Below are 25,232 nucleotides of genomic sequence, written 5' to 3' on the forward strand. Positions count from 1 at the left end.
CCCAAGACAATTCGCGCGAAATACCGCTCACACGCCGAGCGGTTGCGATTGCGGATTGAGCCGGACGTCCAGTTCGGCGAGAACGTCACCGATGGGCGTCGCGAAACCGATCGCGCCATCGGAGGCACCTGCGACGTGCAGGCCCACCAACCGGCCGCCCGGGTCGAGGACCGCCGCGCCCGCATCACCGGGACCGCAGAAGCGCGGCCGGTCGGTGGCGATGCGGATCTGCTCGCGCAGCACCCGCACGCCCAGCGCCTCGCCGTGGTCCACGCGGATGGTGGCGTCGGTCGAGGTCACGAAGCCGTCGGTGAGACCGGTGCCGAAGCCGTGCTTGCGGACCAGCTCACCCGGGTACGCGCGAGCGCGGCCGGTCACCGGCCCCAGCCCGCCGACCTCGGGCGAAGCCGCCAGGCCCGGGACGAGGCTGACCGCGGCGGCATCGACCCTGCCGGACAGCGCCGCCCGCGCGAGCTCGGCGTGCACCCTCCCGCTGTCGGCGTCGGCCATCCGGTCGCCCACCGACCAGGCGTCGTCCAGACAGCCGACGTCGAAGGTCGTCAGCCCCATCGGCTCGGCGGAATCACTGGTCACGAGCACCCCGAGGGTGCCGACGCGGCGGTACTCGCCGGACCCCAGCCGGACCGCCCGGCAAGGCGCCAGACCGCTGCCGCCGCGCACCGCCCGAGTCGGGCAGCCCGCGCTGCAGCCGTCCGAACCGATGGTCCTGGTCGGCCACCGCAGCGGCTCGCCGCACGCGCGGTGGATGTGCTGCAGGACCGGCTGCTCCTGGACGACGTCGGTGGGGATGCCGAAGACCTCGGCGGGCACGCAATCCTCGCGCCCGAGCGTCTCCCGCGGCCGCTTGCCCACGACCGATACGACGATGACCTGCTCCCGGAGACGGGAGCCCGCGCGAGTCCTGCTGCCGATGTCGACGCCCGTCACGCCGGGCAGGTCGAGCAGCTGATCCTCGACCGCGCGCTTGATCGGACGGATCACCGCCCGATCTCGAAGTTCCCTGATGCTCAACATGGTGGCCCCCTCCACCCACACCATTTAACACTCAGGGTTATCGATCAGTCACTAAGCGTCACCCTTACGGCCGCTAGTCAGACCGCGCAGTCGACCATGACCGGCTCCGGCACGAGGGTGACGCCGAACGCGGAACGCACGCCGTCGCGGACCTCGCGGGCGAGTCCCAGCAGATCAGCGGTGGTGGCGCGGCCTCGGTTGGTCAGCGCCAGCGTGTGCTTGGAGGACAGCGCGACGCGTCCGCCCGGTCCCGGGTGGCCCTTGGCGAAGCCGGCGCGCTCGATCAGCCAGGCCGCCGACAGCTTCCCGCCGCCCGCCGCCGGGTACTGCGGGATCCGCTGGTCGGCGCCGACCTGCGCGGCGATGCGCGCGATCACGTCCGGCAACTCCGCCTCGTCGATGATCGGGTTGGTGAAGAACGAACCCGCGCTCCAGGTGTCGTGATCGGCGGGGTCGAGCACCATTCCCTTGCCGCGCCGCAGTTCCAGCACCGCCTGCCGCGCCTTCGCCGCGTCGACCCGCTCACCGGGCTCGACGCCCAGGGTACGGGCGAGCTCGGCGTATCGGATCGGGGCCGACAGCCCGCTGTCGTGCAGCTGGAAGCGAGCGCGCAGCACCACCGCCGAGTCGCTGTGCTTGAGCACGCTGTTGCGGTAGGTCAGCCCCAGGTCCGCGGCCTGCACGGTCCGCACCCGCCCGGTCGCCCGGTCCAGCAGATCCACCGAGACCAGCAGCTCGGAGACCTCCACGCCGTAGGCGCCGACGTTCTGCACCGGGGTCGCCCCGGCCAGGCCCGGGATGCCGGAGAGGCATTCCAGCCCGCCCAAGCCCTGCTCGACCGAGTCGGCGACCACGTCGTCCCAGTCCTCACCCGCCTCGGCGGTGAGCTGGACGATCCCGTCGCCGACGTTGTCGTACTCGCGGCCCTTCGTGGCGATGCGCACCGCGTGCCCGTCGAACCCCTCATCGGCGACGACCAGGTTCGAGCCGCCGCCCAGCACCAGCAGCCGGTGACCGTTCCCGTCGGCCGCGCGGACCGCGTCGATCAGCGCGTCGTCGCTCGTGGCAACCACCAGACCCGTCGCGGGGCCGCCGAGTCGCAGGGTGGTGAACTCGGCCAGCGGCGACCCACCGCCCGGCCGTTCACCAGGCAGGGCAGTGTTCTCGCGCACTTCTTCGGCACCGGACATAGAGGCACTCACGGTTGCCAAAGGTAACCTCCGCTGCATGGCACGCCGCATCGAGCACCGCAGCACCTCCGAACGGTCCGCCGTCGAGGTGTACCGGGCGCTGATCGATTCCGATTACCTCGCAGCCCGGTTGGAGGAGCTCGGCGGCTCCACCGCGACCCTCGTGCAGCACGTGGGCACCGAGGACGGCGCGCGCTTCCAGACCAGGCAGGGCGTCCCCGTCGACAAGCTCCCGTCGCTGGCCCGCACGGTCGTCGGCGGTGACCTGCTCATCGACCGCAGCGAGTCCTGGCGGCGCGAGGAGGACGGCCACTACACGGGCGAGATCGCTGCGGAGATCGCCGGAGCGCCGTGCTCGATCACCGGCTCGATGTGGCTGCGCGACCTGGTGGCGCCGACCGGCACCGCGGTCAGCGAACTCGTCGTGGAGGGCGCGGTCAAGGTCACCGTCCCGTTCATCTCCGGCAAGCTCGAAGACCTCGTCGCGGACCAGGTGCAGAAGATGCTGGTGGCCGAGGACAACTTCACCGCCGCCTGGCTGGTCAAGCACGGCTGATGAGCGCTTCGCCGTCCCGCCGCGCAGCGGTGGGGGAAACCCGCTCGGGCGCTCACCGCGAAGAGGGGGCGGCGCCGCTCCGGGTCCCGCCCGCGATGAACGTCCCGAAGAAGCGCAATCCTCGGCTCGCCGCCGGGCGCGCCCGCGCGATGGGCGTGCCCACCCGCGGCACGACCAACCCGAACCGGCTGCGCCGCATCGACCGCTGGATCGCCGGCACCCCGTGGGCGGCGCGCGCGGTGCGCAACGCCGTCGAGCCGGTCGTCATCGACCTCGGCTACGGCGCGACCCCGACGACGACCGTCGAACTGGCGCAGCGGCTGTCCGGGCTGCACCCGCGGTTGCGGGTCGTCGGCCTGGAGATCGACCCCGATCGGGTGGCGGCGGGCAAGGCAGTGGCCGACCCGCCCCGGCTGGAGTTCCGGCGCGGCGGCTTCGAACTCGCCGGGCTCGCGGCGGGGATCCGCGACTTCCCCGGCCCGGCGCTGATCCGCGCGCTCAACGTGCTGCGCCAGTACACGGAACCGGAAGCGTGGAAGGCGTGGGACGAGGTGTGCTCCCGGCTGGCGCCGGACGGCCTGCTCGTCGAAGGCACCTGCGACGAGATCGGCCGCCGCTGCTGCTGGGTGACGCTCACCCGGGAAGGGCCTCGCACGCTCACCCTGGCCTGCCTGCCCTCCGACATCGACAAGCCCTCCGACCTGGCCGAACGCCTGCCCAAGACGCTGATCCACCGCAACGTCCCCGGCGAACGGATCCACGCGCTGCTCAGCGATCTCGACGTCTGCTGGGCGAAGGCCGCCCCGCACGCCACCTTCGGCCCCCGGGCGCGCTGGGCGCACACCGCCCGCCTGTTCGCCGAGCGGTGGCCGGTCCTCGACCGGCACCCCCGCTGGCGCCTCGGCGAACTCACCGTCCCCTGGACGGCGGTCGCCCCGCAGGTGTGAGATTTCCGTTTCGCGCCACGGGCTCAGCACCTTTAATGGGGGGCATGGATCTCGACTTCCACCTCGATGCGTTCCACGAGCAGGCGGAGGCGTTCCGCCGCGCGGTGCTCAAGAGCGGCCCGGACGCCGCTGTGCCCACCTGTCCCGGCTGGGACGTCCGGCAGCTGACCGGGCACGTCGCGCAGGCCTACTGGCGAGCGCGGGAGTCGCTGAAGGTCGAGCGCGGCGGCAGCAGACCGGAAGCGCCCGAAGCGCCGGCGGATCTGGACGCCGCGCTGTCCTGGTGGGACGAACTCCGCACCGACCTGCGCACCGAGCTGTCCACGGTGGACCCCGACCTCCCGGTGTACGCGATCTTCGCCGGCGGGACCCCGGCCGGGTGGGCGCGCCGGGTCGCGCACGAGACCGCGATCCACCGGCTCGACGTCGAACTCGTCCTCGGCCAGGGAGGCGACCTGGTCTTCGACCCCGAACTGGCGGCCGACGGCATCGACGAGATGCTGACCAAGCTGCTGCCGCTGGGCGACTGGTCGACCCGCGAGCACTCCGGCACCGTGCTCTACCACGCGGCGGACGCCGGTCGGGCCTGGTTGGTGACCTACCGGCCGGGCGAACCACCCACGACGGGGGCTCCGTCGGACGCCGGGCTGGAAACCGACGCGACCGTGGCGGGCACCGCCGACGCCCTCTACCGCCGGGTGTGGGGACGTCCGAGTTCGGCGCTGGTCACCGGCGACACCACGCTCGCCGGAGTGGCGGCCGGACGCTGATGTAGCCCATCCCACCTGCGACAATCATCGTCGTGAGCTCTTCCGAACGCCGCTTCGTCATCAGCCTCGGCTGCCCCGACCGCACCGGGATCGTCGCCCGGGTCTCCGGATTCCTGGCCGAGTTCGGCGGCTGGATCGTCGAGGCCGGTCACCACACCGACATCGCGACCGGCTGGTTCTTCACGCGGCAGGAGGTGCGCGCGGACTCGCTGCCCTTCGGCGTCGACGAGCTGCGCGAGCGCTTCGCGGCCGTCGCGGAGGGGCTCAGCGACCAGGCGGAGTGGCGGGTCTGGGACACCGGTGAGCGGCGCCGGGTCGTCGTGCTGGTGTCCAAGGAGGCGCACTGCCTGCACGACCTGCTGGGGCGCGTCGGGTCCGGGGAGCTTGACGTCGAGCTGTGCGCGGTGATCGGCAACCACCCGGAGCTGGGGCCGATCACCGAGGCGCACGGCATCCCGTTCCACCACGTGCCCTTCAGCAAGGACCCGGAGTCCAAGGCCGCCGCGTTCGAGCAGGTCAGGACGCTGGCGGAGGAGCACGATCCGCACGCGATCGTGCTGGCGCGGTTCATGCAGGTGCTGCCGCCGGAGCTGTGCGACCGGTGGGCGGGCAAGGCCGTCAACATCCACCACAGCTTCCTGCCCTCGTTCGCGGGCGCCCGGCCGTACCACCAGGCGTACGAGCGCGGCGTGAAGCTGATCGGCGCGACCTGCCACTACGTGACGGCGGAGCTCGACGCGGGCCCGATCATCGAGCAGGGCGTGATCCGCATCGACCACACCGACGACGTCACCGACATGGTCCGCAAGGGCCGCGACATCGAGAAGATGGTCCTGGCCCGCGGTCTGCGCGCCCACGTGGAGGACAGGGTCCTGGTCCACGGCAAGCGCACCGTCGTCTTCTGACCCCTGCCCCCGCGCGAGGCGGCACGTCGCCAGTGAACACCGCGGTTCAGCGGGCGAGATCCTCCAGGAGCTCCGCTCCGGGGAGTTCGGTGAGGACGTCCGCCGGAGTGATGATCTTGCTCCGCCGCAGGCCGCTGCCGACGACCACCGCGCCCGCCTCGGCCACCCTCGCGTCGATCAAGATCGGCCACGAGCCCGGGAGTCCGAACGGGGTGATCCCGCCGAACTCCATGCCGGTGAGCGACACCGCCTCGTCCATCGGCGCGAAGGACGCCTTGCGCACGTCGAGGCGGCGCTTGACCACGCCGTTGACGTCGGCACGAGTGGTGGCCAGCACGACGCAGGCCGCGTAGCGGACCTCTCCGGAGCGCTTGCCCGCGACCACCACGCAGTTGGCCGACCGCTCCAGCGGCGACCCGTACTTCTCGCAGAACGCGGCGGTGTCGGCGAGCTCCGGGTCGATCTCGGTGGCGCCGATCCGATCGTCACCGAGCGAGCGAACGACCTCGGCGACCGGGCCGGCCAGCAGATCGAGCCGTTCCAGCGCGGTCGTGACTTCCAGCGTTCCCGCGGATGCGGACCAATCGAAACCCATGGTCGCCCACGATAGAGCGCTCAGCGGAGGAAGTTCGTCAGCAGGTCCCGCAGCTGCCTGCGGTGGGTGAGCATCGGGGCCTGCGATTCCAGCAGCTCCAGCCGCGCGGAGCGGAACGCCGCAGCGGTCGCCTTCGCCGCCGAGGCGGGATGCATGGGGTCGTCGGTGGCGCCGATGACCAGGACCTCCGCGGCCGCGTCCGACAGCGCGCCCGCGTCGGCGACCGGGACCTGCTCGGGCAGGTCGCGCAGCGCCTCGGAGAGCCGGGACAGCGCCCGGGCGCGCTGGTCGAGGTGGTCGCCGACCTCGACGCCGGGCGGGATCTCCGCGGCCAGCACCTCGTGCAGGCTCGCCCCGCCGTCGTCCGCGGCGACCGCTGCCGCCAGGCGCTCGTAGGCCCAGGCCGCGGCGGGCTCGCGGGGACGGTCCAGGGCCGCCGGGAGCAGCAGCGCCAGACGCTCGAAGCGGTCCGGGCGTTCGGCGGCGATGCGGGTCAGAGCGCCCGCGCCGAGCGAGACGCCGACGGCCTGGGTCGCGCCGACCTCGTCGGCGACCGCGAGCACGTCGGCGGCGACCGATCCGTAGTTCCAGTAGCCGACCGGGGCGTCCGGCGCGGAGCCGTGGCCGGGCAGGGTCACCACGACCCGGGTGCCGCGCAGCCCGGATGCGGGAATGCGCGCCTCGCCCTCGGTCGCGCCGAGTCCGTGCACGACCAGCGTCACCGGGGTGCCGCTGCCGAGCACCCGCCGACGGGCGTGCACTACCAGGACCGTCCCTGGACTTCCCTCACCTTGGGACGGACGTCGACGATGTAGACGAGGGCGGCGACCAGACCGGCGATCCAGATGATCCCGTAGGGGCCGCGCATGTCGAGGATCAGCAGGAGCGCGGCGGCACCGGTGATCCCCATCCAGGCCAGCTTGTTCAGCTTGTCCGCGGCCGTGAAGGCGTCCGCGCGCTGCAGCGCGGCGTGCACGAAAGCGAACACACCGACGGGGATGCACACGACCCAGATGACCGTCAGGATCCACCAGTACAGCGGCATTCCGCTCGAAAAACCCACGTCCCCACCTTACGTGCTCATCAACGCGGAAGGCACCCACCTTCACAGCGACCGGTCCCGGCACCCACGTCGGGTACCGGGACCGGTGCTCGCGGTGATCAGTTGCCGCTGGTCTTGGCGGGGGTCGACTTCTTGGTGGCGGGGGTCGACTTGGGGGCCGTCGCCTTGGCGGCCGGGTCGGCCTTCGCCGCAGCCGGCTTCGCCGCGGGCTTGGTCTCGGCGGCGGTCTCGCTCTGGCCCGTCTGAGCCTGGCCGGTCTCCGCCTTGGTGGACTCGGCCTGGGCGGTCTCGGTCTGGGGAGTCTCGGTCTGGCCCTCGTCCTTGGCGAAGGTGCGGGTGACCTTGCCCAGCACGTCGTCGGCCAGGCCGCGCACGTCGCCGACGGTGTCCTCGACCCGGCCCTGAGCGGTCCCGACCTGCTCGCGGACCTTCTTCACCTGCGAGGAGTCCTGCAGCTTCTTGAAGGTCTCCTCACCGTGCTCGCTGAGCTGGTCGTAGATCTTCTTGGCGGACTCGCCGTAGGTCTCCAGCTGCTTGCGGACCTCGGAGGGGTCCAGCTTGGCCTTGAACTCGCTGAAGTCCTTGGGCAGCTCGGCCTTGGCGGACTCGGTGCGCTCGGTGACCTGGGTGCGGAACTTGTTCACGGCGTCCAGCACGGCCTGCGCGGCGAGGTCACCGGCGCCGAGCGCGGCCAGCAGGGGCGTGCGCGCCTGGTCGACGCCGTCCTTGAATGCCTTGTTGACGTCGTCGGTCTTGGGGAAAGTCGGCATCTCGCGGTTCACTCCTCGGGTTGGTGGGTGTTCCCGTTGGCGTCCCCGTCCACCGTCGCGTCCTGCTCGCGACGGAACGAGGAGTAGATGTCCAGGAGGACCTGCTTCTGCCGCTCGTTGAGCTCCGGGTCGGCGAGGACCGCGTCGACCACGGGCCCGGACTCGCGGCTTTCCAGGATTCCGGCCTGCACGTAGAGGGCCTCAGCGGAAATCCTCAGCCCCTTGGCGATCTGCTGCAGGATTTCCGCGCTCGGCTTGCGCAGTCCGCGTTCCACCTGGCTCAGATACGGGTTGGACACGCCGGCGAGCTTCGCCAGCTGTCGCAACGAGATCTGCGCGTTGTTGCGTTGGGTCCGGATGTAGCTCCCGAGGTCGCTGACCGCCTGGTTCACCGCTTTGGGGACTGCTTTGTCCATGCGTTCCATCGGGCACCTCTCCGGCTCACGACCCACCATACGGCCGAGTGCTAACTATTGCAAGCACTCAGCTAACGCCCTGTCGGCGCTCGGCCGACAACCCTACTGAGCTGCGCACATGCAGAAGGGGTGACCTTCCGGATCGACGTAAACCCGAAACTTCGCGTCGAGCTGGTCGGCTGGCTGCGGCAGCTGCACCGCACCGGCGCCGATCGCCCGCTCGTGCCCCTCGTCGAGCGTGTCCACCCGGACGTCGAGGTGCGCCATCTGCGGAACCTCCCGATCGGGCCAGGTCGACGGCCGGTGATCGGGGTCGAGCTGGAAGGCCAGCGGAGCGCCGCCCGACGGGTCGGCGAGCTCCACCCAGCGATCCCCGGACTCCTCCTCATCGATCTGCCAGCCCAGCAGCCGCCCGTAGAACTCGGCGAGCCGACGCGGGTCGGCGCAGTCGATCGCGTACGCGGCGAGCTTCAACGCACTCATCGCACTCCCTCTCAAACCAGTCTCGACGTGTTGGCGGTTACTAACCGTCAAGAAGCAGAATGCTGGTTACAGGGGTCGGCCGCAACCCCCTACTGGCTTACGATGGTGTCCGTGAACAGCAGAGCTGTCGCTCCGGAAGTGGGCCGCGCGCCCGTGCTGGAGGCGGTCGAACTCGACTTCGACCACGACATCGAGCTAGTCCTGGCCTTCCTCAACACGTGCGACGCCGAGAAGGGCACCGAAGTCCTCGACGATCACGTCCGATGGCAGCGGTGGTGCACCGAACGCGGTCTGGTCGTGGTTTCCGAAGTCGAAGCCGCCCGCGAAATCCGCGACACGATGCGGTCGGCGGTGACCTACGGGATGCGCCCCTCCGGCCTGGCGAACACGACGTGGCCCGTGCAGATACAGCTGCGCAACGGCATCCCCTCGCTGGTCGGCGTGGACGCGCTGGGCAGCGTGCTGGTCGCCGCCACGCGGCTGGTGCACACCGAGCACTGGGATCGGATCAAGATCTGCCCGGCCGAGGACTGCCTGTGGGCGTTCTACGACCGCTCGCGCAACAGATCGCGCACCTGGTGCTCGATGCGCGTCTGCGGCAACCGCGAGAAGGCCCGCTCCTGGCGCGAGAGGCACACACCGGCTTGAGAACCCGCCGCAGTACCGGCTGAGCGGGTGGTTCGCACGCCTCGCGGCCACGCCGCTCGCAGGAAGTGCGCGTTCAGAACAGCAGGTCCGAGATCGCGTAGATCGCCAGTCCGGCGAGGGCGCCGACGACGGTGCCGTTGATGCGGATGAACTGCAGGTCGCGGCCGACCTGCAGCTCGATCTTGCGCGAGGTCTCCTGGGCGTCCCAGCGCTCCACCGTGTCGGTGATCAGCGCGGTCAGCTCGTCGCGGTAGTTCGACACCACGTAGGTGACGGCGCCTTCCAGCCAGCCGTCGACCTTCTCCCGCAGCTCTGGTTCGGTGTGCAGCCGGGCGCCGAGCGAGCGCAGACCGTCCCGGACCCGCACGCGCAGCTCGCTGGAGGGGTCCTCCGCGGCGTCGAGCAGCATCTTCTTGGCCGTGCCCCAGGCCGAGGACACCAGGTTCTGCACCTCGGGGTGCTCCAGCACTTGGTGCTTGATCTGCTCGGCCTTGGCCATCGTCTTCTCGTCGTGCTGCAGGTCGTGCGCGAACTCGACCAGGAAGCGGTCCACGGCCTGGCGCATCGGGTGCTCGGAGTCGGTGCGCACCGCCCACGCGAACGAGAGCACCTCGGCGTAGATCTTGTCGGCGAGCATCGCGTCGACGAACTTCGGCGACCACGACGGCGCCCGCTGGCTGACCACCCGCAGCACGGTCTCGTGGTTGTCGCGCACCCAGTCGTAGGCGCGGTCGCAGACCAGGTCGACGAGCTTGTGGTGCGAGCCGTCGGTGAACACCTGGCCCAGGATCCGCCCCAGCGGCGGTCCCCACTGCTGGTCGACCAGCTTGCGCACGACACCGTGCTCGATGATCGCCTGCACGTCGTCGTCGCGGAGCACCTGAACGGCACCGCGCACGGCGGTGGCCAGCTCGGAGGTAACCCGCTCGGCGTGGTCGGCGTCGTCGAGCCAGAGCCCGACCCGTCGGCTGATGCCCGCGCTGCGCAGCTTGTCGCGCACCACGTTCTCGGCGAGGAAGTTGGTGCCGACGAAGTCGCCGAGGCTGCGGCCGATGGTGTCCTTGCGGGTCGGGATGATCGCGGTGTGCGGGATCGGCAGGCCCAGCGGGCGCCGGAACAGCGCGGTCACCGCGAACCAGTCCGCCAGCGCACCGACCATGCCCGCCTCCGCGGCGGCTCGGACGTAGCCCACCCACGCTCCGGCTCCGGCGGTCTCCTGCCAGCGAGCGAAGAAGTAGACCGCTACCGCCACCAGCAGGAATGCGGTGGCGACGGTCTTCATCCGCCGAAGACTCCGGCGCTTTTCCGAGTCGGGAACCGATGAGGGGTGCACGCATCGATTGTTGCAGCGTTTCCGGGCAAGCCGGGGCGAACGCGACCACGTGGCCTTGCTAACAGCGGCCACGACGACCCGGCGGAGACCTGCGAGCGGCCGCTCTCCGGGGTGGACGTGCGTTGGCGAGAACGCGTCGGCGCGCCCCGAGCCGCCTCCGGTTCCACCGCGCGAGACGACCATCGGCCGCGCTAAAACGCTGGTCACCGGCTTCGTCCGATGCATTAGCATCCGGAGGCGTGCGCACTCCTGCTTTGACCTCCCGCCTCCGGCCGTTCACGTCCACGATCTTCGCGGAGATCACCGAGCTGGCCCGCCGCACCGGCGCGGTCAACCTCGGCCAGGGCTTCCCCGACACCGACGGCCCGGAGAGCATGCTCCGCGTCGCGCAGGAAGCGATCGCGAGCGGCGTGAACCAGTACCCGCCGGGAGCAGGTGAGCCCGAGCTGCGCGCGGCCATCAGCGAGCACCGCGCCGCCCGCTACGGCACCGAGTACGACCCGGAGGGCCAGGTGCTGGTCACCGTCGGCGCCACCGAGGCGCTGACCGCGACGATGATGGCGCTGGTCGAGCCCGGCGAGGAGGTCGTGCTCGTCGAGCCGTACTACGACTCGTACCCGGTCGCGGTGGCGATGGCCGGTGGGGTGCGCAAGACCGTCGGCCTGCGCCACGGCCCCGACCACCGCTTCGAGCTCGACCTCGACCAGCTGCGGTCGGTCGTCGGCCCGCAGACCCGAGCGCTGGTGCTCAACTCGCCGCACAACCCGACCGGCACCGTGTTCACCGATGCCGAGCTGGCAGCGATCGCCGAGGTCTGCCGGGACAACGACGTCATCGCGATCACCGACGAGGTCTACGAGCACCTGCTGTTCGACGGGCGCGCGCACCACCCGCTGGCCGGGTTGCCGGGCATGGCCGAGCGGACCGTGTCGATCTCCAGCGTGGGCAAGAGCTTCAGCGCCACCGGCTGGAAGATCGGCTGGGTCTGCGGCCCGTCCGAGCTGGTCGCGGCCGTGCGAGCCGCCAAGCAGTTCATGACCTTCGTCGGTGGCGCGCCGTTCCAGCCGGCCGTCGCGCACGCGCTGCGCAACGAGCTGGCCTGGGTGGACCAGCTGCGCTCCGACCTGCAGCGCAAGCGGGACCGGCTCTCCGACGGCCTCGGCGAAGCCGGGTTCGACGTGCTCGACAGCGAGGGCACCTACTTCATCTGCGCCGACGTCCGTCCGCTGGGCTTCACCGACGGGGCCGACTTCTGCCGCTCGCTGCCCGAGCGCGTCGGGGTCGCCGCCATCCCGGTGCAGGTGTTCTGCGACAACCCGGGCGACTTCCAGCACCTGGTCCGCTTCGCGTTCTGCAAGAAGGACGAGGTCCTCGACGAAGGCATCCGCCGACTGCACAAGCTGCGGTAGTCCTCAACCACCTCCGTACCCGATGCAGATGAACCCCGCTTCGCCGTGCCGCGCTTGGGCTTCGGCCAAGGCAGCGGCAGGTGGCAGGCCTGCGTCGAGCCCGTCGTGGAGCGTCAGCATCACCTCCACGGTCCGCTCGTCGGGGACCGGGACGACGCTGGCGATCACCGTCGCGGTGCCCCGGTCCAGCAGGGTCGCGGTCAGCCCGCTGAGCTGATCGCCCCTGCTGATCGCGGACTTCCCGACGTCGCAGGCCGACAGCACCACCGTGGTGGGGCTGCGGCGGAGACCGTCGAGGTCGTGCGCGTAGAGCGGGCCATCGTCCAGGTCCAGGCAGGACAGCAGCGGTTGGTCGTCGCGGAAGTGGCCGTGCGCGGCCAGGTGCGCAACGCGAGCTCCGTCCAATGAGGACAGAACTCGGTCGGTTCTCGCACCCGACCCGGTGAGCAGCCGCCCGCCGCCGCGGTGGTGCAGCGTGCGGACCTCGCGTTCGGCGTGGTCCAGACGCGGACCGGCGATCCACGCCTTGCCGCCCGCCGGATTCGCCGCACGCGCCCGCTCGGCACCGCCCAGCCAGCAGCGGATCGACGGGCTGACCGTGACCGGGCCGCCCCGGCACGCGGGCAGCGCCGCCCACGGCAGCAGGTGCAGCCGACCGGTCGGCACCACGACGAGTTCAAGCCCCTGCTCCAGAGCCGGGAGGACGGGTGCCAGCAGCTGCGCTTGGAGTTCGGCCGCGGCCAGCTCGACCCCGTGCTCGAACATCGGGGCCGCGCGGGTGTCCACGCCGCACGCCTGACGCGCGAGCAGGTGGCGGAGCCGGACGGCCTGGCTCTCCGCCGCGGCCTCCGGACCGAGCACGTGCAGCGCGGCTTCACCGTCCACGATGGACACCGCGAAGAGCCTGCCGCGCTCGGAGAACAGGCTCAGCAGGACGGCGTCCCCGAGTTCGGCGCTGATCTCGCCGATCTCGGCCGGCGCCCGCAGCCGATCGGTGCGGCCCTCCACCAGCATCGCCTGGTGCCGCACCTGTTCTTCCAGCTCGGCAACGGTGTTCATGGCCCGCTGCGGGTCCGCCGCGCGCTGCGCGTCGAGCACCGCACCGCGCAGCCGGACCAGCGCCGCGTTCAGCCGCGGGTCCGATGGCGGTCGCAGCGCCCGGCGGTGCAGTGCGCTGGCCCGGGAGCGTTCGGTCCAGCGCAGCACCAGCTGCGGGTCGCCGATGCGCAGCACGGCGCGCACCGCGACCGCGCCGATCTCGTCACCCAGCCCCAGCGCGTGCACCCGCATCTCGAAGGCGGCCATGCCGACCGCCTGACCGTCGACGGCCTTGAGCCCGGCGCGGCACGCCCGCAGCAACCGGGCGGTGTTGCCCTCCTGCTCGGCGAGCAACGCCTCGGCCAGCCAGCCCAGGGCTCGCAGCTGTGGTGGCACGGCGAGCTCGCGCAGATCAGCGCAGCGCCCGAGCAGCCTGCGCGCCACCGAGTTCAGGCCCGCCAGCTGCGCGGTGCGCCCGGCGGTGAGCCGGAGCTCGGCGGCCGCCGCGCGCCACCCGAAGTCCTCGCACGCGTTGGCCGCCCGTCGCGCCGCGGACAAGGCGTACCGCGTGTTCTGCCCGGACCGCAGCTTGGCCTGCCACACGGTCGCCGACGCCAACGCCGCCCACGCGGGCCGCTTCTGATCGCGGAACAACCGCCTCGCCGCGCTCGCCGCCTCCGCCGCCGCAACCGGGTCGCCGTCGCGCAGCGCGCATTCCGCCAGCGCGAGCCGGGTTTCGGCGAGACGACCCTGCCGCCCGGTGGCGGCCAAGCGCTGCGCCGCCTGTTCCATCACCGCGCGGGCGCGCTGGGTCAGTCCCGCCGCCGCGAGCGCTTCACCCCGGTCCACCAGCGCTTCCGGGTTCGCGGTGACGTCGAGCCCGGCCGCCACCGCCTGCTCGAACAGTCGCAGCGCACGGGGCAGATCGCCCGCCCGGAACGCCGCGCAGCCCCGGTTGTGGCGGCAGCCGGCGGCGCGCGCACCGCGGGCGTCGTCGGCGAAGATCCGCTCGGCGTCGGCCAGGTCCTGCTCGGCCTCCTCCAACCTGTTCGTGTAGAGGTTGGCCAGGCCGCGACCGAGCAGCGCGTTGGCCTTCCACCGCCGATCCCCGTCGAGGTGAACCAACGCGCTGGTCAGGCGCAGCCTCGCGTCCCGGTGGTGGCCGCGCTGGCAGTGCAGCAACCCGCGCAGGCAGGTCGCCCTGGGCCGGTCCTCGGCGGGCAGGTGCGGTTCGGCGGCGGCGAGGTTCGCCCAGCTCGCACCGGTGGCTCCTCGTTCCAGCTCGATCCACGCCAGCGTCAGCTGCAGCTGCGCGGCCCGCTTGGACCAGCCACCGCGTTGTGCGGTGGACAGCCCGAGCCGCACGTGCCCGCGCGCCTCGTCGACCCGGCCGAGCTCGACCGCCGCCAGCGCGGCGATGTGCCGGGCCAGCACCCGCAACTCACCGTCGGAAGCCGCGCCCGACAGCAGCCGTTCGGCCTCCCGCAACGCGTCCTGCGGTGCCGCGGTCGCCTCGTCGCGCCAGCGCAGCGCGGCCTCGATCGCATCCGGCGGCGCCACCGCCGTCGCCGCGCTCAACAGACCAGCCAATCCGCGATGGCGGGCTCGGCCCGCTCGGGGCGGAACACCACGCTCAGCGGGCCGCGCGGCACGTCGGTCACCTGGAACGCGCCGTCCCGGTCGAGCTCCCCGCTGCGCTCGCCGGACGGGTGGCGCAACACCACCTCGCCGGTCGGCGGGGCCTGCCCGGACCTGTTGAGCACCATCCCGGACACCCGGACCAGTCCGGCCGTCGTGGGCATCACGTCCATCTCCAGCACCCGGCCGGGCATCGCGAAGGTCAGCACGCGCGACTGCGAGCCGCCCGCGCGCACCCCGATGCGTTCGTCCGCGGAGTCGCCGACGAGCGTCAGCTCGCCCCGGTCGCCGCGCACCGCCCGCATCGCGACCGCCGCGTACGAGTCGGCCAGCACTCGGTCCGGGACCGGGTCCTGGGTCTGGAAAAGTTCGCGCAGTCGGCGCAGTTCCGCCGGAATCCGCTGCTTCATCCCGCCACCTCCTCGGGCAGGTCGGCGCTGACCAGCCGCCTGCGCAGCTCGGCCAAGCACCGGCTCTTCTTCGGGCCGATCGTTCCTCTCGGGATCCCCAACGCCTCGCTGACCTGCGCGTAGGTGGTCTCCGGCGCGACGGCCAGGACCCGCAGCAGCTGTTGGCAGCGATGCGGCAACGCGCCGAACGCCTGCGCCAGCCGAGTACCGGAGACCACGCGCAGCGCCAGCTTCTCGGCGGCCTCGGAGTGCTCGGCCGCGCCCAGGTGATCGGTGTCCAGGCCGACGGGCGCTTCCCGCGCCCGCGCGCGGCGCAACCGGATGGCCTTCCGCCTGGCGGTGGTGACCAGCCAGCCCGGCAGGGCGTCGGGCTCGCGGAGCCGTTCGAGGTTCTCCGCCAACGACAACCAGGTCGCCTGGCAGACGTCCTCGGCGTCCGCGGTGCTGCCGGCGTACGCCCGCGAGACACCCCAGATCACGGGCGTGTACAGGTCCACCAGTTCCCGCCACGCCTGTTCGTCCCCGGACGCCACCCGATTCAGCAGCACCGCAGCCGGACCGGCTTCCCCGACCTCGTACACGACCAGCACCTCCGGAGCTCGGTGATCTCTCTTCCTTCCCACCGAGTAAGAGGACGAAGGGGTGCTCAAAGATTCAGTTGGCGCTGGATACCCCACGATCGGGTCAAGAATGCGGTACTTGATCACTCGGCCGCGACGGGCTCGGGCAGCGCGGTGCCGTACGGGTAGCAGTGCTCGACGAGTTCGCGCGCCCGCCCGAGGTTCCGGTCCGCTTGCAGGGCCGTGGCGATCACGGCGGCGATCCGGGGCGCGGCGAAGGACGTCCCGCTCCAGCGCGCGAAGCCGAAGTCGCGGTCGCCGCCGGAGGCCATCCGGACGAAGCAGCTGCGCACGTCCACGCCCGGTGCCGCGGCGTCGACCCAGTCGCCGGTGTTGGAGAACGGGGCGATCTTGCCGTCGGCCCCGGTCGCGGCAACGGCCACCGTTTCGGGCATCGCCGCGGGCCAGAAGGGCCGGGTCCGGCCGTGGTTGCCGGCGGCGGCCACCACGACCGCCGGGTCCATCGCGCGCAGCGCTGAGACCAGGACCTCCGGGCAGCGGTCGTCGGCGGTGTGGCAACCGGAGGTCAGCACGACCACGTCGACCGACTCGCCCCGGCGTTGCGCCGAACGCCGCAGGGCCCGCAGTCCGGAGGCGACGGTGTAGTCGTCGGTGAATCCCAGCGAGGACAGCACGCGCTTCGGCCGGATGACCGCGCCCGGGGCGTGCTGCAGGACGACTCCGCTGACGAACGTGCCGTGCCCGGCCTGCCGGTCCTGCCCGGAATCGTCGTCGGCGTCCAACACTTCCGGAACAGCTTCGAATCCGGGACGGCCGGTGAACCAGGGATGCGGGTCGCAACCGGTGTCGAGCACGCCGACGAACACCGGTGGTTCCCATTCGACCGCAGGCGGCTCTGCAACCGGATGTGTGAATTCCGGTTTCTCCCCGGTGCCGAACATCACCGGCGTTCCGAACATGACCGGACTTCCGACGTGGACGTTGTTCACCGACGCACCGGCGCCCTCTCCGGCCAGGTCGACGCAATGGTCGCGTTCGGCATCGCGGAGCCGAATTCGGGCGAGCAGCAGGTCTTCGTCGTGGTGCACCCGATCGATCCATCTGCGGTACCGGTCGAGCACCGGATCCAGCGAGTCCGCCGGGGCCAGCAATTCACCGCGCCTGACCAGGCATTCGCCATCGCCGCCGGGATCGTGCAGCAGCATCTCGTGCCCGTAGGACGTCCAGATGCGATGGAGTTCGGCTAGACCCAGCCGTTCCTGATTCTGATCCTGATCCACAGCGGACACTGTGCCGCTTTCGGTCTAGGTCCACAGCGGACGAGACCCCTTCGGGGAAAGGGAGTCACCCCTTCCGACAACATTTGGCCCCTTCCGGAGTCCTCCAAATGCATGGAGAATGCTGGCCCAACTGTCGTGATCGTCGCTCGAGGTGGTCCGAAATCGCCCCCTGGGGTGGTTGAATGTCAGCCGGCGGCGCCGATCGTGGCGCAACCGTTGCTCCACCGCGCCACGTGGCGCGACTCGACCGGAATTGGCGGTGGTGACCGTGATGGGAATTCGCGCAGTGCGCGGTCCCCGTTCGCGGATCGCTGCGTTTCTGGTCAGGGCCTCGCTCTTCAGCGGTTTGTGCCTGGGAGTGATGGTCGGCGGTGCGACCGCGGCTTCAGCCGCCGAGAATGCGCACGCCGACAAACCGGGCGTATCGCAGCCCGCTTCGGCATCAGCGTCGAGCAAGCCCGACTCCGCTGATCACTCCGCGGGATCAATGGCCAAGGGCTCGGACTCCGGAAAATCGTCGAAGCCCGCCGGGAAGGTCTCCCAGCAGAAGACCACCAAGCCTCAGAAGTCGGTCGAGACCGAGAAGCCCGAGCCGCCGAAAAAGGTTCAGCCGGAAAAGCCCGAGAAGGCAGAACCGGCGAAACCGGAGAAGGCCGCACCCGCCGAACCGGCGACCCCCGACACCGCCAACGCATGGGCGAACTCCAACGCGAGCGCGGTGCCGAGCGGAAACGCCTCCGCGAGCGCCAGCTCCTCGGCCAACGGCAACTCCTCCTCCCAGGCGAATTCTGCCTCCCAGGCGAATTCCGCCTCCCAGAGCGAGCACGACTCGCTGGGCAAGGGCAGCAGCGCACGTCACAAGAACACCCACGCCGTCGCCGACGAGCAGTCGAACGCACCGTCCAGCGCCGTGGTCACCGGGCCGGCGGTCCGCAAATCGGTGAAGGCGTCGGGAACCAGCACCACTCGCGATGACGCACGGCCCCGGGCACCTGATGCGGACGAAGCGCCGGACGGCGACAGTCCGAGCCCTGCCGTGCCGTCTCCCTGCTCGCCTCCCGCGAGCTCGCTGACCACGGCGAGCGTCGGTGGTGTCGGTGGCCTGCGCAGCGCGCACGCCATCCTGCCCACCGCACCCGATCTCTCGGGCACCGCTGCCATCCTGGTGGCCCAGCGCGACATCGGACCGAACGTCAACACACGATCGGCCGAAACCACGGCGTCGCCTGACTGATCGCGGCAGTTCCGGCCTGCGCATCACCGCTTCTGCGGTGACCCTGGTGTCAACACCACCCGATGAACTCCGATCCGGACGCCTGCGCCCGACCGGATCGGAACGGGGCGCCACCAGCCTGTCCGGCAGCGTCGATCAAGAACATCGCTGATTAAGCGTCTCTGACCTGCTGAAAGAACAGGACTGGGCCCTGGCCCCGGTGCCGCAATTGCCCCTGCGGCACCGGGGTGGCGCCCTCTGGTCGAACCGCCCGTCGGCACGTCGAGGGGCCGTGCCGACGGGCGGCCGGCGACTACTCCTGGGTGGAATCCGTGCGGAGACCGCACGGGAATTCGCACGGATTTCACCCGGCGCGGGCCTGAAGCTTTCTACGAGGGGTGTCAGCTTCAGGCGATCGGAACGGTGAGCGGGTTCGGTGCTGGTCCTGGCCGCACCGAACCCGCTGCCGCAGCGAGCCGCTGGATGGCTTCGACCAGCCGTTCACCCGGCAACGTGTAGGGCACCCGGATCCAGCGCTCCAGAGATCCGTTCACCGAGAAGCGAGCGCCCGGCGCCAATCGAACCGCATGTGCCTCGGCCGCGACCGCCAGCCTGCTGGAGATGGGTTCGCCGACGTCGCACCAGAGCGACAATCCGCCGTCGGGTGAGCGAAAACGCCACTCGGGCAAGTGTTCCCGCAGCGCAGCGACCAAGACGTCGAGCCGCTGCCGAGTCTCCTCCCGCCGCCGGGCCAGAACCGGTTCGGCATCGTCGAGCAGTTCCGCGAGCACCAGCTGCTCCAGCACCGGCGTGCCCAGGTCGACGGCCGCCCGGCCGAGCACCAGCCGCTGCACGAACTCCTCGCCGGCCCGGATCCAGCCGAGCCGCAGCCCGCCCCAGAACGACTTGCCCGCCGAGCCGATGGTGATGGCGCGCTCGGTGAAGCTCGCCATCGGCGGCGGGGGTTCCTCACCGGTGAGGTCGATGTCGATCAACGTCTCGTCGATGACCGCGTTCGTGCAGGTCCTCGCCAGGGCCGTCGCCAGCCGGGACCGGCCCTCGGCGTCCAGCCGCACACCGGTCGGGTTGTGGAAGTCGGGGATCAGGTAGGCCAGCCGGGGCGCGGTCTGGCGCAGCGTGGCGTTGAGCAGCTCCAGGTCCCAGCCGTCGTCGGTCATCGGCACGGCCACCGGGGTGACCCCGTGGCCGCGCAGGGCCTCGACGGCGTTGGGGTAGGTGGGGTGTTCGACGAGGACCCGCTCGCCGGGGGCGACCAGCGTGCGCAGGACCAGCGCGAACGCGTGCTGAGCGCCGTTGGTGACCAGGATCTGCTCGGGGTTGGTCGGCAGACCGCGCGCGGTGTAGCGCTCGGCGATGCGGGTGCGCAGCGCGGGGAGCCCGTGCGGTTGGTAGCCGTGGTCGCCGAGCTGCTCGGCGAGGCGCACCTGCGCGCGCTCCACGGCTGCGCGCATCTCGGGCGGAGCTCCCGGGGTCGCCTGGGCCAGGTTGATCACACCCGGGTCGTTGGACGGGAACCAACCGCCGTGCATCTCGTTGCCCCGCCGCGAATCCGGCAGCTTCACCCACGAGCCGGCGCCTCGCCGACTCGCCACGAAGTCGTCCTCCCGCAGCCGCTCGATCGCCCTGGCGACCAGGGTCCGGCTCACGTCGAGGGCGGCGGCGAGCTCCCGCTCGGCGGGCAGCCGGGTTCCCGGCGGTAGCCGTCCGTCGAGCACCAGCTGGCGAACGCCCTCGGCGAGCAGCTGCGAGGAGGGCCGGGACGCGCCGTGCCAGGTTCCGAGGAGATCGACGAGCTTCTGGCCGTAGATGTGGGCGCCCGGTGTCGGCAACATGAGTCCAATCTAGCCCGATTGGCTATCGATATGAAGTCCAATTCGCGGGTAGGAAAGGAGTCATGGCTTCGATCCCCGCTCCACTGGACCTCTCTCCGCTGTCAGTGCGCTTCCGCCCGCACGCCCGGTTCCCGCAGCTCATCGGCGGACTCCTGCTCTACGGGGCGAGCCTGGCGCTGATGGTGCGCGGCGACCTCGGCCTGTCGCCGTGGAGCGTGCTCGACCAGGGGATCTCGGAGCGGCTGGGCGTGAGCATGGGGACGGCGAGCGCGGTGGTGGGCGTCGCGGTCCTGCTCTCCTGGTTACCGCTGCGGCAGCGGCCGGGCGTGGGCACGGTCGCCAACGTGCTGCTGATCGCGGTCGCGGTGGACGCCACCCTCGCCCTGCTCCCCCCGGTGGAGGCCCTGGGGATCAGGGTTCCGCTGCTGATCGCAGGGGTCGTGCTCAACGCGCTGGCGACCGCGACCTACGTCGGCGCCCGCCTCGGGCCGGGCCCTCGGGACGGTCTGATGACCGGGCTGCACGCGCGAACGGGATGGTCGGTGCGCCTGGTGCGGACGTCCATCGAGGTCTGCGTGCTCGCAGCGGGCTGGCTGCTCGGCGGGACCGCCGGCCTCGGGACGGTCCTCTACGCGGTGGCGATCGGGCCACTCACACAAACCTGCCTCCGGTTCACCGCCGTGCGAGTGAAAAAAGATCTCTGCCCCTAGAGACATCTCGGATACCACGCAGTAGCATTGACGCCGTCCACCTGACCCCCAGGGGTGGACCTTGACGCCCCCGCACTCCCGGTAACCCCCAGGCCGGTTGAGCGCGGGGGCGTCGCTACTTCTGGACCTCCCCCACCCGCGGTCATCCGAACGCTACCCGGGGCCACCGACAAACCCGGGAGATCGTCGCGGCGATGACTTCCCAGCGGATCGCCGGTCTACCTCTGCGACAGCGCGGAGACGAGGAGCGGACATGCGGAAGCGAGAACCGGTGACGGGCCCTGAGCTGGTCGGGTCGTTGGAGCGGGCATTCGAAGACACCTCCGCGGTGCTGCGGGCGGTACCGCCGCAGCGGTTCGGGGATCCGAGCCCGTGCGAGGGGTGGACCGTCGGCCAGGTCGGCGGTCATCTCGTCGGTGGCGCGAGGTACTTCGGGCAGGTCGCGGCGGGGCAGGCCGCCGAGCTGCCCGCCGACGACCCGCAGCTCTCCGAAGACGAGATGGCGCCCGCGTTCGGCGAAGCAGCGCGGCTCTCCCTGGCCGCCTTCAGCAGGCCGGGCGTTCTCGATCAGCAGCTCGCGTTCGCGTTCGGCCCGACGCCGGGCTGGGTCGTCGCCAACATCAGCCTGTCGGAAACCGTGATCCACGGCTGGGACCTGGCCCGCGCGGTCGGCCTGCCGTACTCACCGGACGACGACGCCGTCGACGCCGTTCTGCGGTTCCAGTCCCAGAGCAGCGAGGACGAGCTGCGCGCCGAAGGAATGTTCGGCGCGGCCGCGTCGGCGCCCAGGGACGCGAGCCCGTTCGAGGAGCTGCTGGCCTTCACCGGCCGCGAGCCCTGATCCCGTTTCGGGAGGAAACGGGCGCGGTTGTCGGACGGGCGTGGCAGGATTTCGCAGGTGGGTGGGGCATCGGGCAGGTCGGCGCGGTTGCGTGACCTCGCCTTGCTGAGACAGGTCCGGGATCGGATCGACCGCGAGCACGCGCAGCCGCTGGACGTCGAGGCGCTGGCGCGCGGGGTGAACATGTCCGCCGGACACCTCAGCAGGCGGTTCCGTGCCGCCTACGGCGAATCCGTCTACGCCTACCTGATGACCAGGCGGATCGAGCGGGCGATGGCGCTGCTGAGGCGAGGCGACCTGAGCGTCACCGAGGTGTGCTTCGAGGTCGGCTGCTCGTCGCTGGGCACCTTCAGCACCCGGTTCACCGAGCTCGTCGGGGTCCCGCCCAGCACGTACCGGCGCGAGGCGGCCGGGACGGCGGCGATCGTGCCGTGCCTGGCCAAGCAGGTCACCAGACCGGTCAGGAATCGAGAAGCGCCGTCGGAGAGCAGCTCATAGCGTGATTGCCATGGACATCAGCATCAACGCCAGCTTCCTCCCGCAGGACGACCCGGAGGCGGCCCTGGCCTTCTACCGCGATCTGCTCGGCTTCGAGGTCCGCAAGGACGTCGGCTACGCCGGGATGCGCTGGCTGACCGTCGGCCCGCCCGGACAGCCCGGCACCTCGATCGTGCTGCACCCGCCGGGCGTCGACCCGGGCATCACCGACGACGAGCGGCAGCTGATCAGCGAGATGATGGCCAAGGGGACCTACGCCGGAATCCTGCTGGCCACACCCGATCTCACCGCCACGTTCGACGCGCTGCAGGCCGGCGACGCCGAGATCGTCCAGGAACCCACCGACCAGCCCTACGGCGTGCGCGACTGCGCCGTCCGGGACCCCGCCGGGAACATGATCAGAATCCAGGAAGCGCAGTGAACGGAGCCGCGATGCACATCGCCGACAGCCACGACCTGATCCGGGTTCACGGGGCGCGGGTCAACAACCTCCAGGACGTGAGCGTCGAGATCCCCAAGCGCCGGTTGACCGTGTTCACCGGCGTGTCGGGATCGGGCAAGAGCTCGCTGGTCTTCGGCACCATCGCCTCCGAGTCGCAGCGGATGATCAACGAGACCTACAGCGCGTTCCTCCAGGGCTTCATGCCGACGCTGGCGCGACCCGACGTCGACGTGCTCGACGGGCTGACCACGGCGATCATCGTCGACCAGGAGCGGATGGGCGCGGACCCGCGTTCCACGGTCGGCACCGCCACCGACGCCAACGCGATGCTGCGGATCCTGTTCAGCAAGCTCGGGAAACCGCACGTCGGCTCACCGCAGGCGTTCTCGTTCAACGTCGCCTCCATCAGCGGGGCGGGTGCGGTCACGATGGAACGCGGCGGGACGAAGGTGAAGGAGCGCCGCGAGTTCAGCATCACCGGCGGGATGTGCCCGAGGTGCGAGGGACGCGGCAACGTCTCCGACTTCGACCTCACCCAGCTCTACGACGACTCGAAGTCGCTGCGCGAGGGTGCGCTGACCATCCCCGGCTACACCATGGACGGCTGGTACGGGCGGATCTACATGGGTTCGGGGTTCCTCGACCCGGACAAGCCGATCCGCAAGTACACCAAGAAGGAGCTGCACGACCTGCTCCACAAGGAGGCCACGCGGGTCAAGGTCGAGGGCGTCAACGTCACCTACGAAGGTCTGATCCCTCGGATCCAGAAGTCGATGCTCGCCAAGGACCGCGAGGGGATGCAGCCGCACATCCGCGCCTTCGTGGACCGCGCGATCACCTTCGCGACCTGCCCGGAGTGCGACGGCACCCGGCTCAGCGAAGGAGCCCGGTCGTCGAAGATCGCGGGCATCAACATCGCCGACGCCTGCCGGATGCAGATCAGCGACCTGGCCGAATGGGTCAGCGGGCTGGACGAACCGTCGGTGAAACCGCTGCTCGGCAAGCTCCGGCACACCCTGGACTCGTTCGTCGAGATCGGCCTCGGCTACCTCTCGCTGGACCGGCCCGCCGGCACCCTGTCCGGCGGTGAAGCCCAGCGCACCAAGATGATCCGGCACCTCGGGTCGTCGCTGACCGACGTGACCTACGTGTTCGACGAGCCGACGATCGGGCTGCACCCGCACGACATCCAGCGGATGAACGACCTGCTGCTGCGGCTGCGCGACAAGGGCAACACGGTCCTGGTCGTCGAGCACAAGCCGGAGACGATCACCATCGCCGATCACGTCGTGGACCTGGGTCCCGGCGCCGGAACCGACGGCGGCACGGTCTGCTTCGAGGGCGACGTGGCCGGTCTGCGCACCAGCGACACCGTGACCGGCAAGCACTTCGACGACCGGGCCTCGCTCAAGTCGGAGTTCCGCCAGGCCACCGGTGCGCTGGAGATCCGCGGCGCGACGGCGAACAACCTGCGCGAGGTGGACGTCGACGTGCCGCTCGGCGTGCTGTGCGCGGTCACCGGCGTCGCGGGTTCCGGCAAGAGCTCGCTGATCCACGGTTCGCTCCCGACAGCACAAGGCGTCGTGTCCATCGACCAGAGCGGCATCCGCGGTTCGCGGCGCAGCAATCCGGCGACCTACACCGGGCTCCTCGACCCGATCCGCAAGGCGTTCGCCAAGGCCAACGGCGTGAAACCCGCTCTGTTCAGCGCGAATTCCGAAGGCGCGTGCCCCACCTGCAACGGTGCCGGGGTCGTCTACACCGACCTCGGGATCATGGAAACCGTTGCCACGACGTGCGAGGAGTGCGAGGGCAAGCGGTTCAACGCCTCGGTGCTGGAGTACCGCTTCGGCGGGCGCGACATCAGCGAGGTGCTGGACATGTCCGTCGCCCAGGCCGAGGAGTTCTTCGGCGGCGGGGACGCCCGAACGCCCGCCGCGCACAAGATCCTGGAGCGCATGGACCAGGTGGGCCTGGGCTACCTGCGCCTCGGCCAGCCGCTGACCACGCTCTCCGGTGGTGAGCGGCAGCGCCTCAAGCTGGCCACGCACATGGGTGACAAGGGCGGTGTCTACGTCCTCGACGAGCCCACCACCGGTCTTCACCTGGCGGACGTGGAACAGCTCCTCGGCCTGCTCGACCGGCTCGTGGAATCCGGCAAGTCGGTGATCGTCATCGAGCACCACCAGGCGGTCATGGCCCACGCGGACTGGATCATCGACCTCGGTCCGGGCGCCGGTCACGACGGCGGCCAGGTCATCTTCGAAGGCACCCCGGCCGACCTCGTCGCGTCCGGCAAGACGCTGACCGCCCGACACCTCGCCGACTACGTCCGAGCCTGAGCGCCTTGCAGTAACGCCCCGAGGAATCCCCTCCCGAGATCGGGAGGGGATTCCTCTGCTCAGCGCTTGGCCGGGCGAACTTTCCGGAGTGATGTGCACCGCTTCGGGCTCCCCTCACCCGCGACCAGGCTCTTCGCGAGCGCGCCCGGAAACGCCCCATAACGCGGTTAGCGGCCATCGGGGTGATGAGAACCGGGCAGGCGCACCTCCGCGAGCGGCAAGCCGTTGGTTCATCCGCCCGGCGATGTTGCCTTCAAGCGAAAGGG

The 25,232-nt window shown here is 70.9% G+C and carries 26 protein-coding genes; 12 read left to right on the top strand and 14 right to left on the bottom strand.

The features are described from left to right. Window positions 1-27 precede the first annotated feature (27 nt). Together AB0J91_RS15210 and AB0J91_RS15215 are read right to left on the bottom strand one after the other, a co-directional pair. A complete protein-coding gene (locus tag AB0J91_RS15210) occupies window positions 28-1,035 on the bottom strand; it encodes a hypothetical protein (RefSeq protein ID WP_363868608.1) in 1,008 nt (335 codons plus the stop codon). Between the two features lie 77 nt (window positions 1,036-1,112). Beyond that, the gene (locus AB0J91_RS15215; protein ID WP_363868819.1) at window positions 1,113-2,225 is read right to left on the bottom strand and encodes a UDP-N-acetylmuramate dehydrogenase; all 1,113 of its coding nucleotides are present in this window, start codon (window positions 2,223-2,225) and stop codon (window positions 1,113-1,115) included. Between the two features lie 37 nt (window positions 2,226-2,262). Between AB0J91_RS15215 and AB0J91_RS15220 the strand changes: the two genes are divergently transcribed. The 4 genes from AB0J91_RS15220 (at window position 2,263) to purU (ending at window position 5,403) form a co-directional block, all read left to right on the top strand. Beyond that, window positions 2,263-2,781: a DUF2505 domain-containing protein gene (locus AB0J91_RS15220; RefSeq protein ID WP_363868611.1), complete on the top strand. Its 519-nt coding sequence runs from the start codon at window positions 2,263-2,265 to the stop codon at window positions 2,779-2,781. A gap of 95 nt (window positions 2,782-2,876) precedes the next feature. Next, on the top strand, window positions 2,877-3,728 hold the full coding sequence (locus tag AB0J91_RS15225; RefSeq protein ID WP_363868822.1) for a class I SAM-dependent methyltransferase: 852 nt from the start codon (window positions 2,877-2,879) through the stop codon (window positions 3,726-3,728). Window positions 3,729-3,772: 44 nt separating this feature from the next. Next, complete coding sequence (locus tag AB0J91_RS15230) at window positions 3,773-4,498, top strand: maleylpyruvate isomerase family mycothiol-dependent enzyme (protein ID WP_363868613.1); 726 nt, start codon at window positions 3,773-3,775, stop codon at window positions 4,496-4,498. Window positions 4,499-4,530: 32 nt separating this feature from the next. Beyond that, a complete protein-coding gene (purU, locus tag AB0J91_RS15235) occupies window positions 4,531-5,403 on the top strand; it encodes a formyltetrahydrofolate deformylase (protein WP_363868616.1) in 873 nt (290 codons plus the stop codon). Window positions 5,404-5,449: 46 nt separating this feature from the next. On the opposite strand, the gene AB0J91_RS15240 is transcribed toward purU, so the two are convergent. The 6 genes from AB0J91_RS15240 to AB0J91_RS15265 all read right to left on the bottom strand — a co-directional run bounded on the left by AB0J91_RS15240 (window position 5,450) and on the right by AB0J91_RS15265 (window position 8,730). Further along, the gene (locus AB0J91_RS15240; RefSeq protein WP_363868619.1) at window positions 5,450-5,998 is read right to left on the bottom strand and encodes a YbaK/EbsC family protein; all 549 of its coding nucleotides are present in this window, start codon (window positions 5,996-5,998) and stop codon (window positions 5,450-5,452) included. Between the two features lie 20 nt (window positions 5,999-6,018). Then, window positions 6,019-6,759 (bottom strand): alpha/beta fold hydrolase, encoded by a 741-nt coding sequence (locus AB0J91_RS15245; RefSeq protein WP_363868622.1) that lies wholly within the window; start codon window positions 6,757-6,759, stop codon window positions 6,019-6,021. Continuing rightward, window positions 6,759-7,043: a DUF2516 family protein gene (locus AB0J91_RS15250; protein ID WP_363786387.1), complete on the bottom strand. Its 285-nt coding sequence runs from the start codon at window positions 7,041-7,043 to the stop codon at window positions 6,759-6,761. The genes AB0J91_RS15245 and AB0J91_RS15250 overlap by 1 nt, the downstream gene beginning before the upstream one ends. Window positions 7,044-7,159: 116 nt before the next feature. Further along, window positions 7,160-7,831: a hypothetical protein gene (locus tag AB0J91_RS15255; RefSeq protein WP_363868624.1), complete on the bottom strand. Its 672-nt coding sequence runs from the start codon at window positions 7,829-7,831 to the stop codon at window positions 7,160-7,162. An 8-nt stretch (window positions 7,832-7,839) separates the two neighbouring features. Further along, on the bottom strand, window positions 7,840-8,256 hold the full coding sequence (locus tag AB0J91_RS15260) for a helix-turn-helix transcriptional regulator (protein WP_363785961.1): 417 nt from the start codon (window positions 8,254-8,256) through the stop codon (window positions 7,840-7,842). Window positions 8,257-8,349: 93 nt separating this feature from the next. Then, window positions 8,350-8,730, bottom strand: coding sequence for a VOC family protein (locus tag AB0J91_RS15265; RefSeq protein ID WP_363868627.1), 381 nt, complete (start codon window positions 8,728-8,730; stop codon window positions 8,350-8,352). A 102-nt stretch (window positions 8,731-8,832) separates the two neighbouring features. Here AB0J91_RS15265 and AB0J91_RS15270 point away from each other — a divergent pair, with 102 nt between their 5' ends. Then, window positions 8,833-9,378 carry a CGNR zinc finger domain-containing protein gene (locus tag AB0J91_RS15270; RefSeq protein WP_132680534.1) on the top strand — a complete coding sequence of 182 codons (546 nt, stop codon included), beginning with the start codon at window positions 8,833-8,835 and terminating at the stop codon, window positions 9,376-9,378. A 73-nt stretch (window positions 9,379-9,451) separates the two neighbouring features. Here the strand turns inward: AB0J91_RS15270 and AB0J91_RS15275 are convergent, their stop codons facing one another. Further along, on the bottom strand, window positions 9,452-10,660 hold the full coding sequence (locus tag AB0J91_RS15275) for a DUF445 domain-containing protein (protein ID WP_363785957.1): 1,209 nt from the start codon (window positions 10,658-10,660) through the stop codon (window positions 9,452-9,454). Between the two features lie 290 nt (window positions 10,661-10,950). On the opposite strand from AB0J91_RS15275, the gene AB0J91_RS15280 reads away from it, so the two are divergent. After that, entirely contained in the window at window positions 10,951-12,120 is a 1,170-nt protein-coding gene (locus AB0J91_RS15280) for a pyridoxal phosphate-dependent aminotransferase (RefSeq protein WP_363868630.1), read from the top strand. 3 nt (window positions 12,121-12,123) lie between these two features. On the opposite strand, the gene AB0J91_RS15285 is transcribed toward AB0J91_RS15280, so the two are convergent. The 4 genes from AB0J91_RS15285 to AB0J91_RS15300 form a co-directional block, all read right to left on the bottom strand. After that, window positions 12,124-14,748 carry a CHAT domain-containing protein gene (locus tag AB0J91_RS15285; protein WP_363868633.1) on the bottom strand — a complete coding sequence of 875 codons (2,625 nt, stop codon included), beginning with the start codon at window positions 14,746-14,748 and terminating at the stop codon, window positions 12,124-12,126. Then, window positions 14,733-15,206 (bottom strand): hypothetical protein, encoded by a 474-nt coding sequence (locus AB0J91_RS15290; protein WP_363868636.1) that lies wholly within the window; start codon window positions 15,204-15,206, stop codon window positions 14,733-14,735. Before AB0J91_RS15290 ends, AB0J91_RS15285 begins: the two co-directional genes overlap by 16 nt. After that, entirely contained in the window at window positions 15,203-15,787 is a 585-nt protein-coding gene (locus AB0J91_RS15295; RefSeq protein WP_363785947.1) for a sigma-70 family RNA polymerase sigma factor, read from the bottom strand. The genes AB0J91_RS15290 and AB0J91_RS15295 overlap by 4 nt, the downstream gene beginning before the upstream one ends. Window positions 15,788-15,909: 122 nt before the next feature. After that, complete coding sequence (locus AB0J91_RS15300) at window positions 15,910-17,067, bottom strand: S8 family serine peptidase (RefSeq protein WP_363868639.1); 1,158 nt, start codon at window positions 17,065-17,067, stop codon at window positions 15,910-15,912. A 487-nt stretch (window positions 17,068-17,554) separates the two neighbouring features. Between AB0J91_RS15300 and AB0J91_RS15305 the strand changes: the two genes are divergently transcribed. Continuing rightward, window positions 17,555-18,301 carry a hypothetical protein gene (locus AB0J91_RS15305; protein ID WP_363868642.1) on the top strand — a complete coding sequence of 249 codons (747 nt, stop codon included), beginning with the start codon at window positions 17,555-17,557 and terminating at the stop codon, window positions 18,299-18,301. Between the two features lie 386 nt (window positions 18,302-18,687). On the opposite strand, the gene AB0J91_RS15310 is transcribed toward AB0J91_RS15305, so the two are convergent. Continuing rightward, complete coding sequence (locus tag AB0J91_RS15310) at window positions 18,688-20,133, bottom strand: PLP-dependent aminotransferase family protein (protein WP_363785939.1); 1,446 nt, start codon at window positions 20,131-20,133, stop codon at window positions 18,688-18,690. Between the two features lie 62 nt (window positions 20,134-20,195). Between AB0J91_RS15310 and AB0J91_RS15315 the strand changes: the two genes are divergently transcribed. The 5 genes from AB0J91_RS15315 to AB0J91_RS15335 all read left to right on the top strand — a co-directional run bounded on the left by AB0J91_RS15315 (window position 20,196) and on the right by AB0J91_RS15335 (window position 24,966). Beyond that, window positions 20,196-20,843 (top strand): hypothetical protein, encoded by a 648-nt coding sequence (locus AB0J91_RS15315; RefSeq protein WP_363868644.1) that lies wholly within the window; start codon window positions 20,196-20,198, stop codon window positions 20,841-20,843. A 253-nt stretch (window positions 20,844-21,096) separates the two neighbouring features. Further along, complete coding sequence (locus AB0J91_RS15320) at window positions 21,097-21,684, top strand: TIGR03086 family metal-binding protein (protein WP_363868647.1); 588 nt, start codon at window positions 21,097-21,099, stop codon at window positions 21,682-21,684. 57 nt (window positions 21,685-21,741) lie between these two features. Then, a complete protein-coding gene (locus AB0J91_RS15325) occupies window positions 21,742-22,182 on the top strand; it encodes a helix-turn-helix transcriptional regulator (protein ID WP_363868650.1) in 441 nt (146 codons plus the stop codon). A 10-nt stretch (window positions 22,183-22,192) separates the two neighbouring features. Then, window positions 22,193-22,603 (top strand): VOC family protein, encoded by a 411-nt coding sequence (locus AB0J91_RS15330; RefSeq protein WP_210968269.1) that lies wholly within the window; start codon window positions 22,193-22,195, stop codon window positions 22,601-22,603. 11 nt (window positions 22,604-22,614) lie between these two features. Continuing rightward, window positions 22,615-24,966, top strand: coding sequence for an excinuclease ABC subunit UvrA (locus AB0J91_RS15335; RefSeq protein WP_363868825.1), 2,352 nt, complete (start codon window positions 22,615-22,617; stop codon window positions 24,964-24,966). Window positions 24,967-25,232: the final 266 nt, after the last annotated feature.

Origin of the sequence: Saccharopolyspora sp. NPDC049357, assembly GCF_040677225.1 — a bacterium.
In the GTDB taxonomy this organism is placed as follows: Bacteria; Actinomycetota; Actinomycetes; order Mycobacteriales; family Pseudonocardiaceae; genus Saccharopolyspora.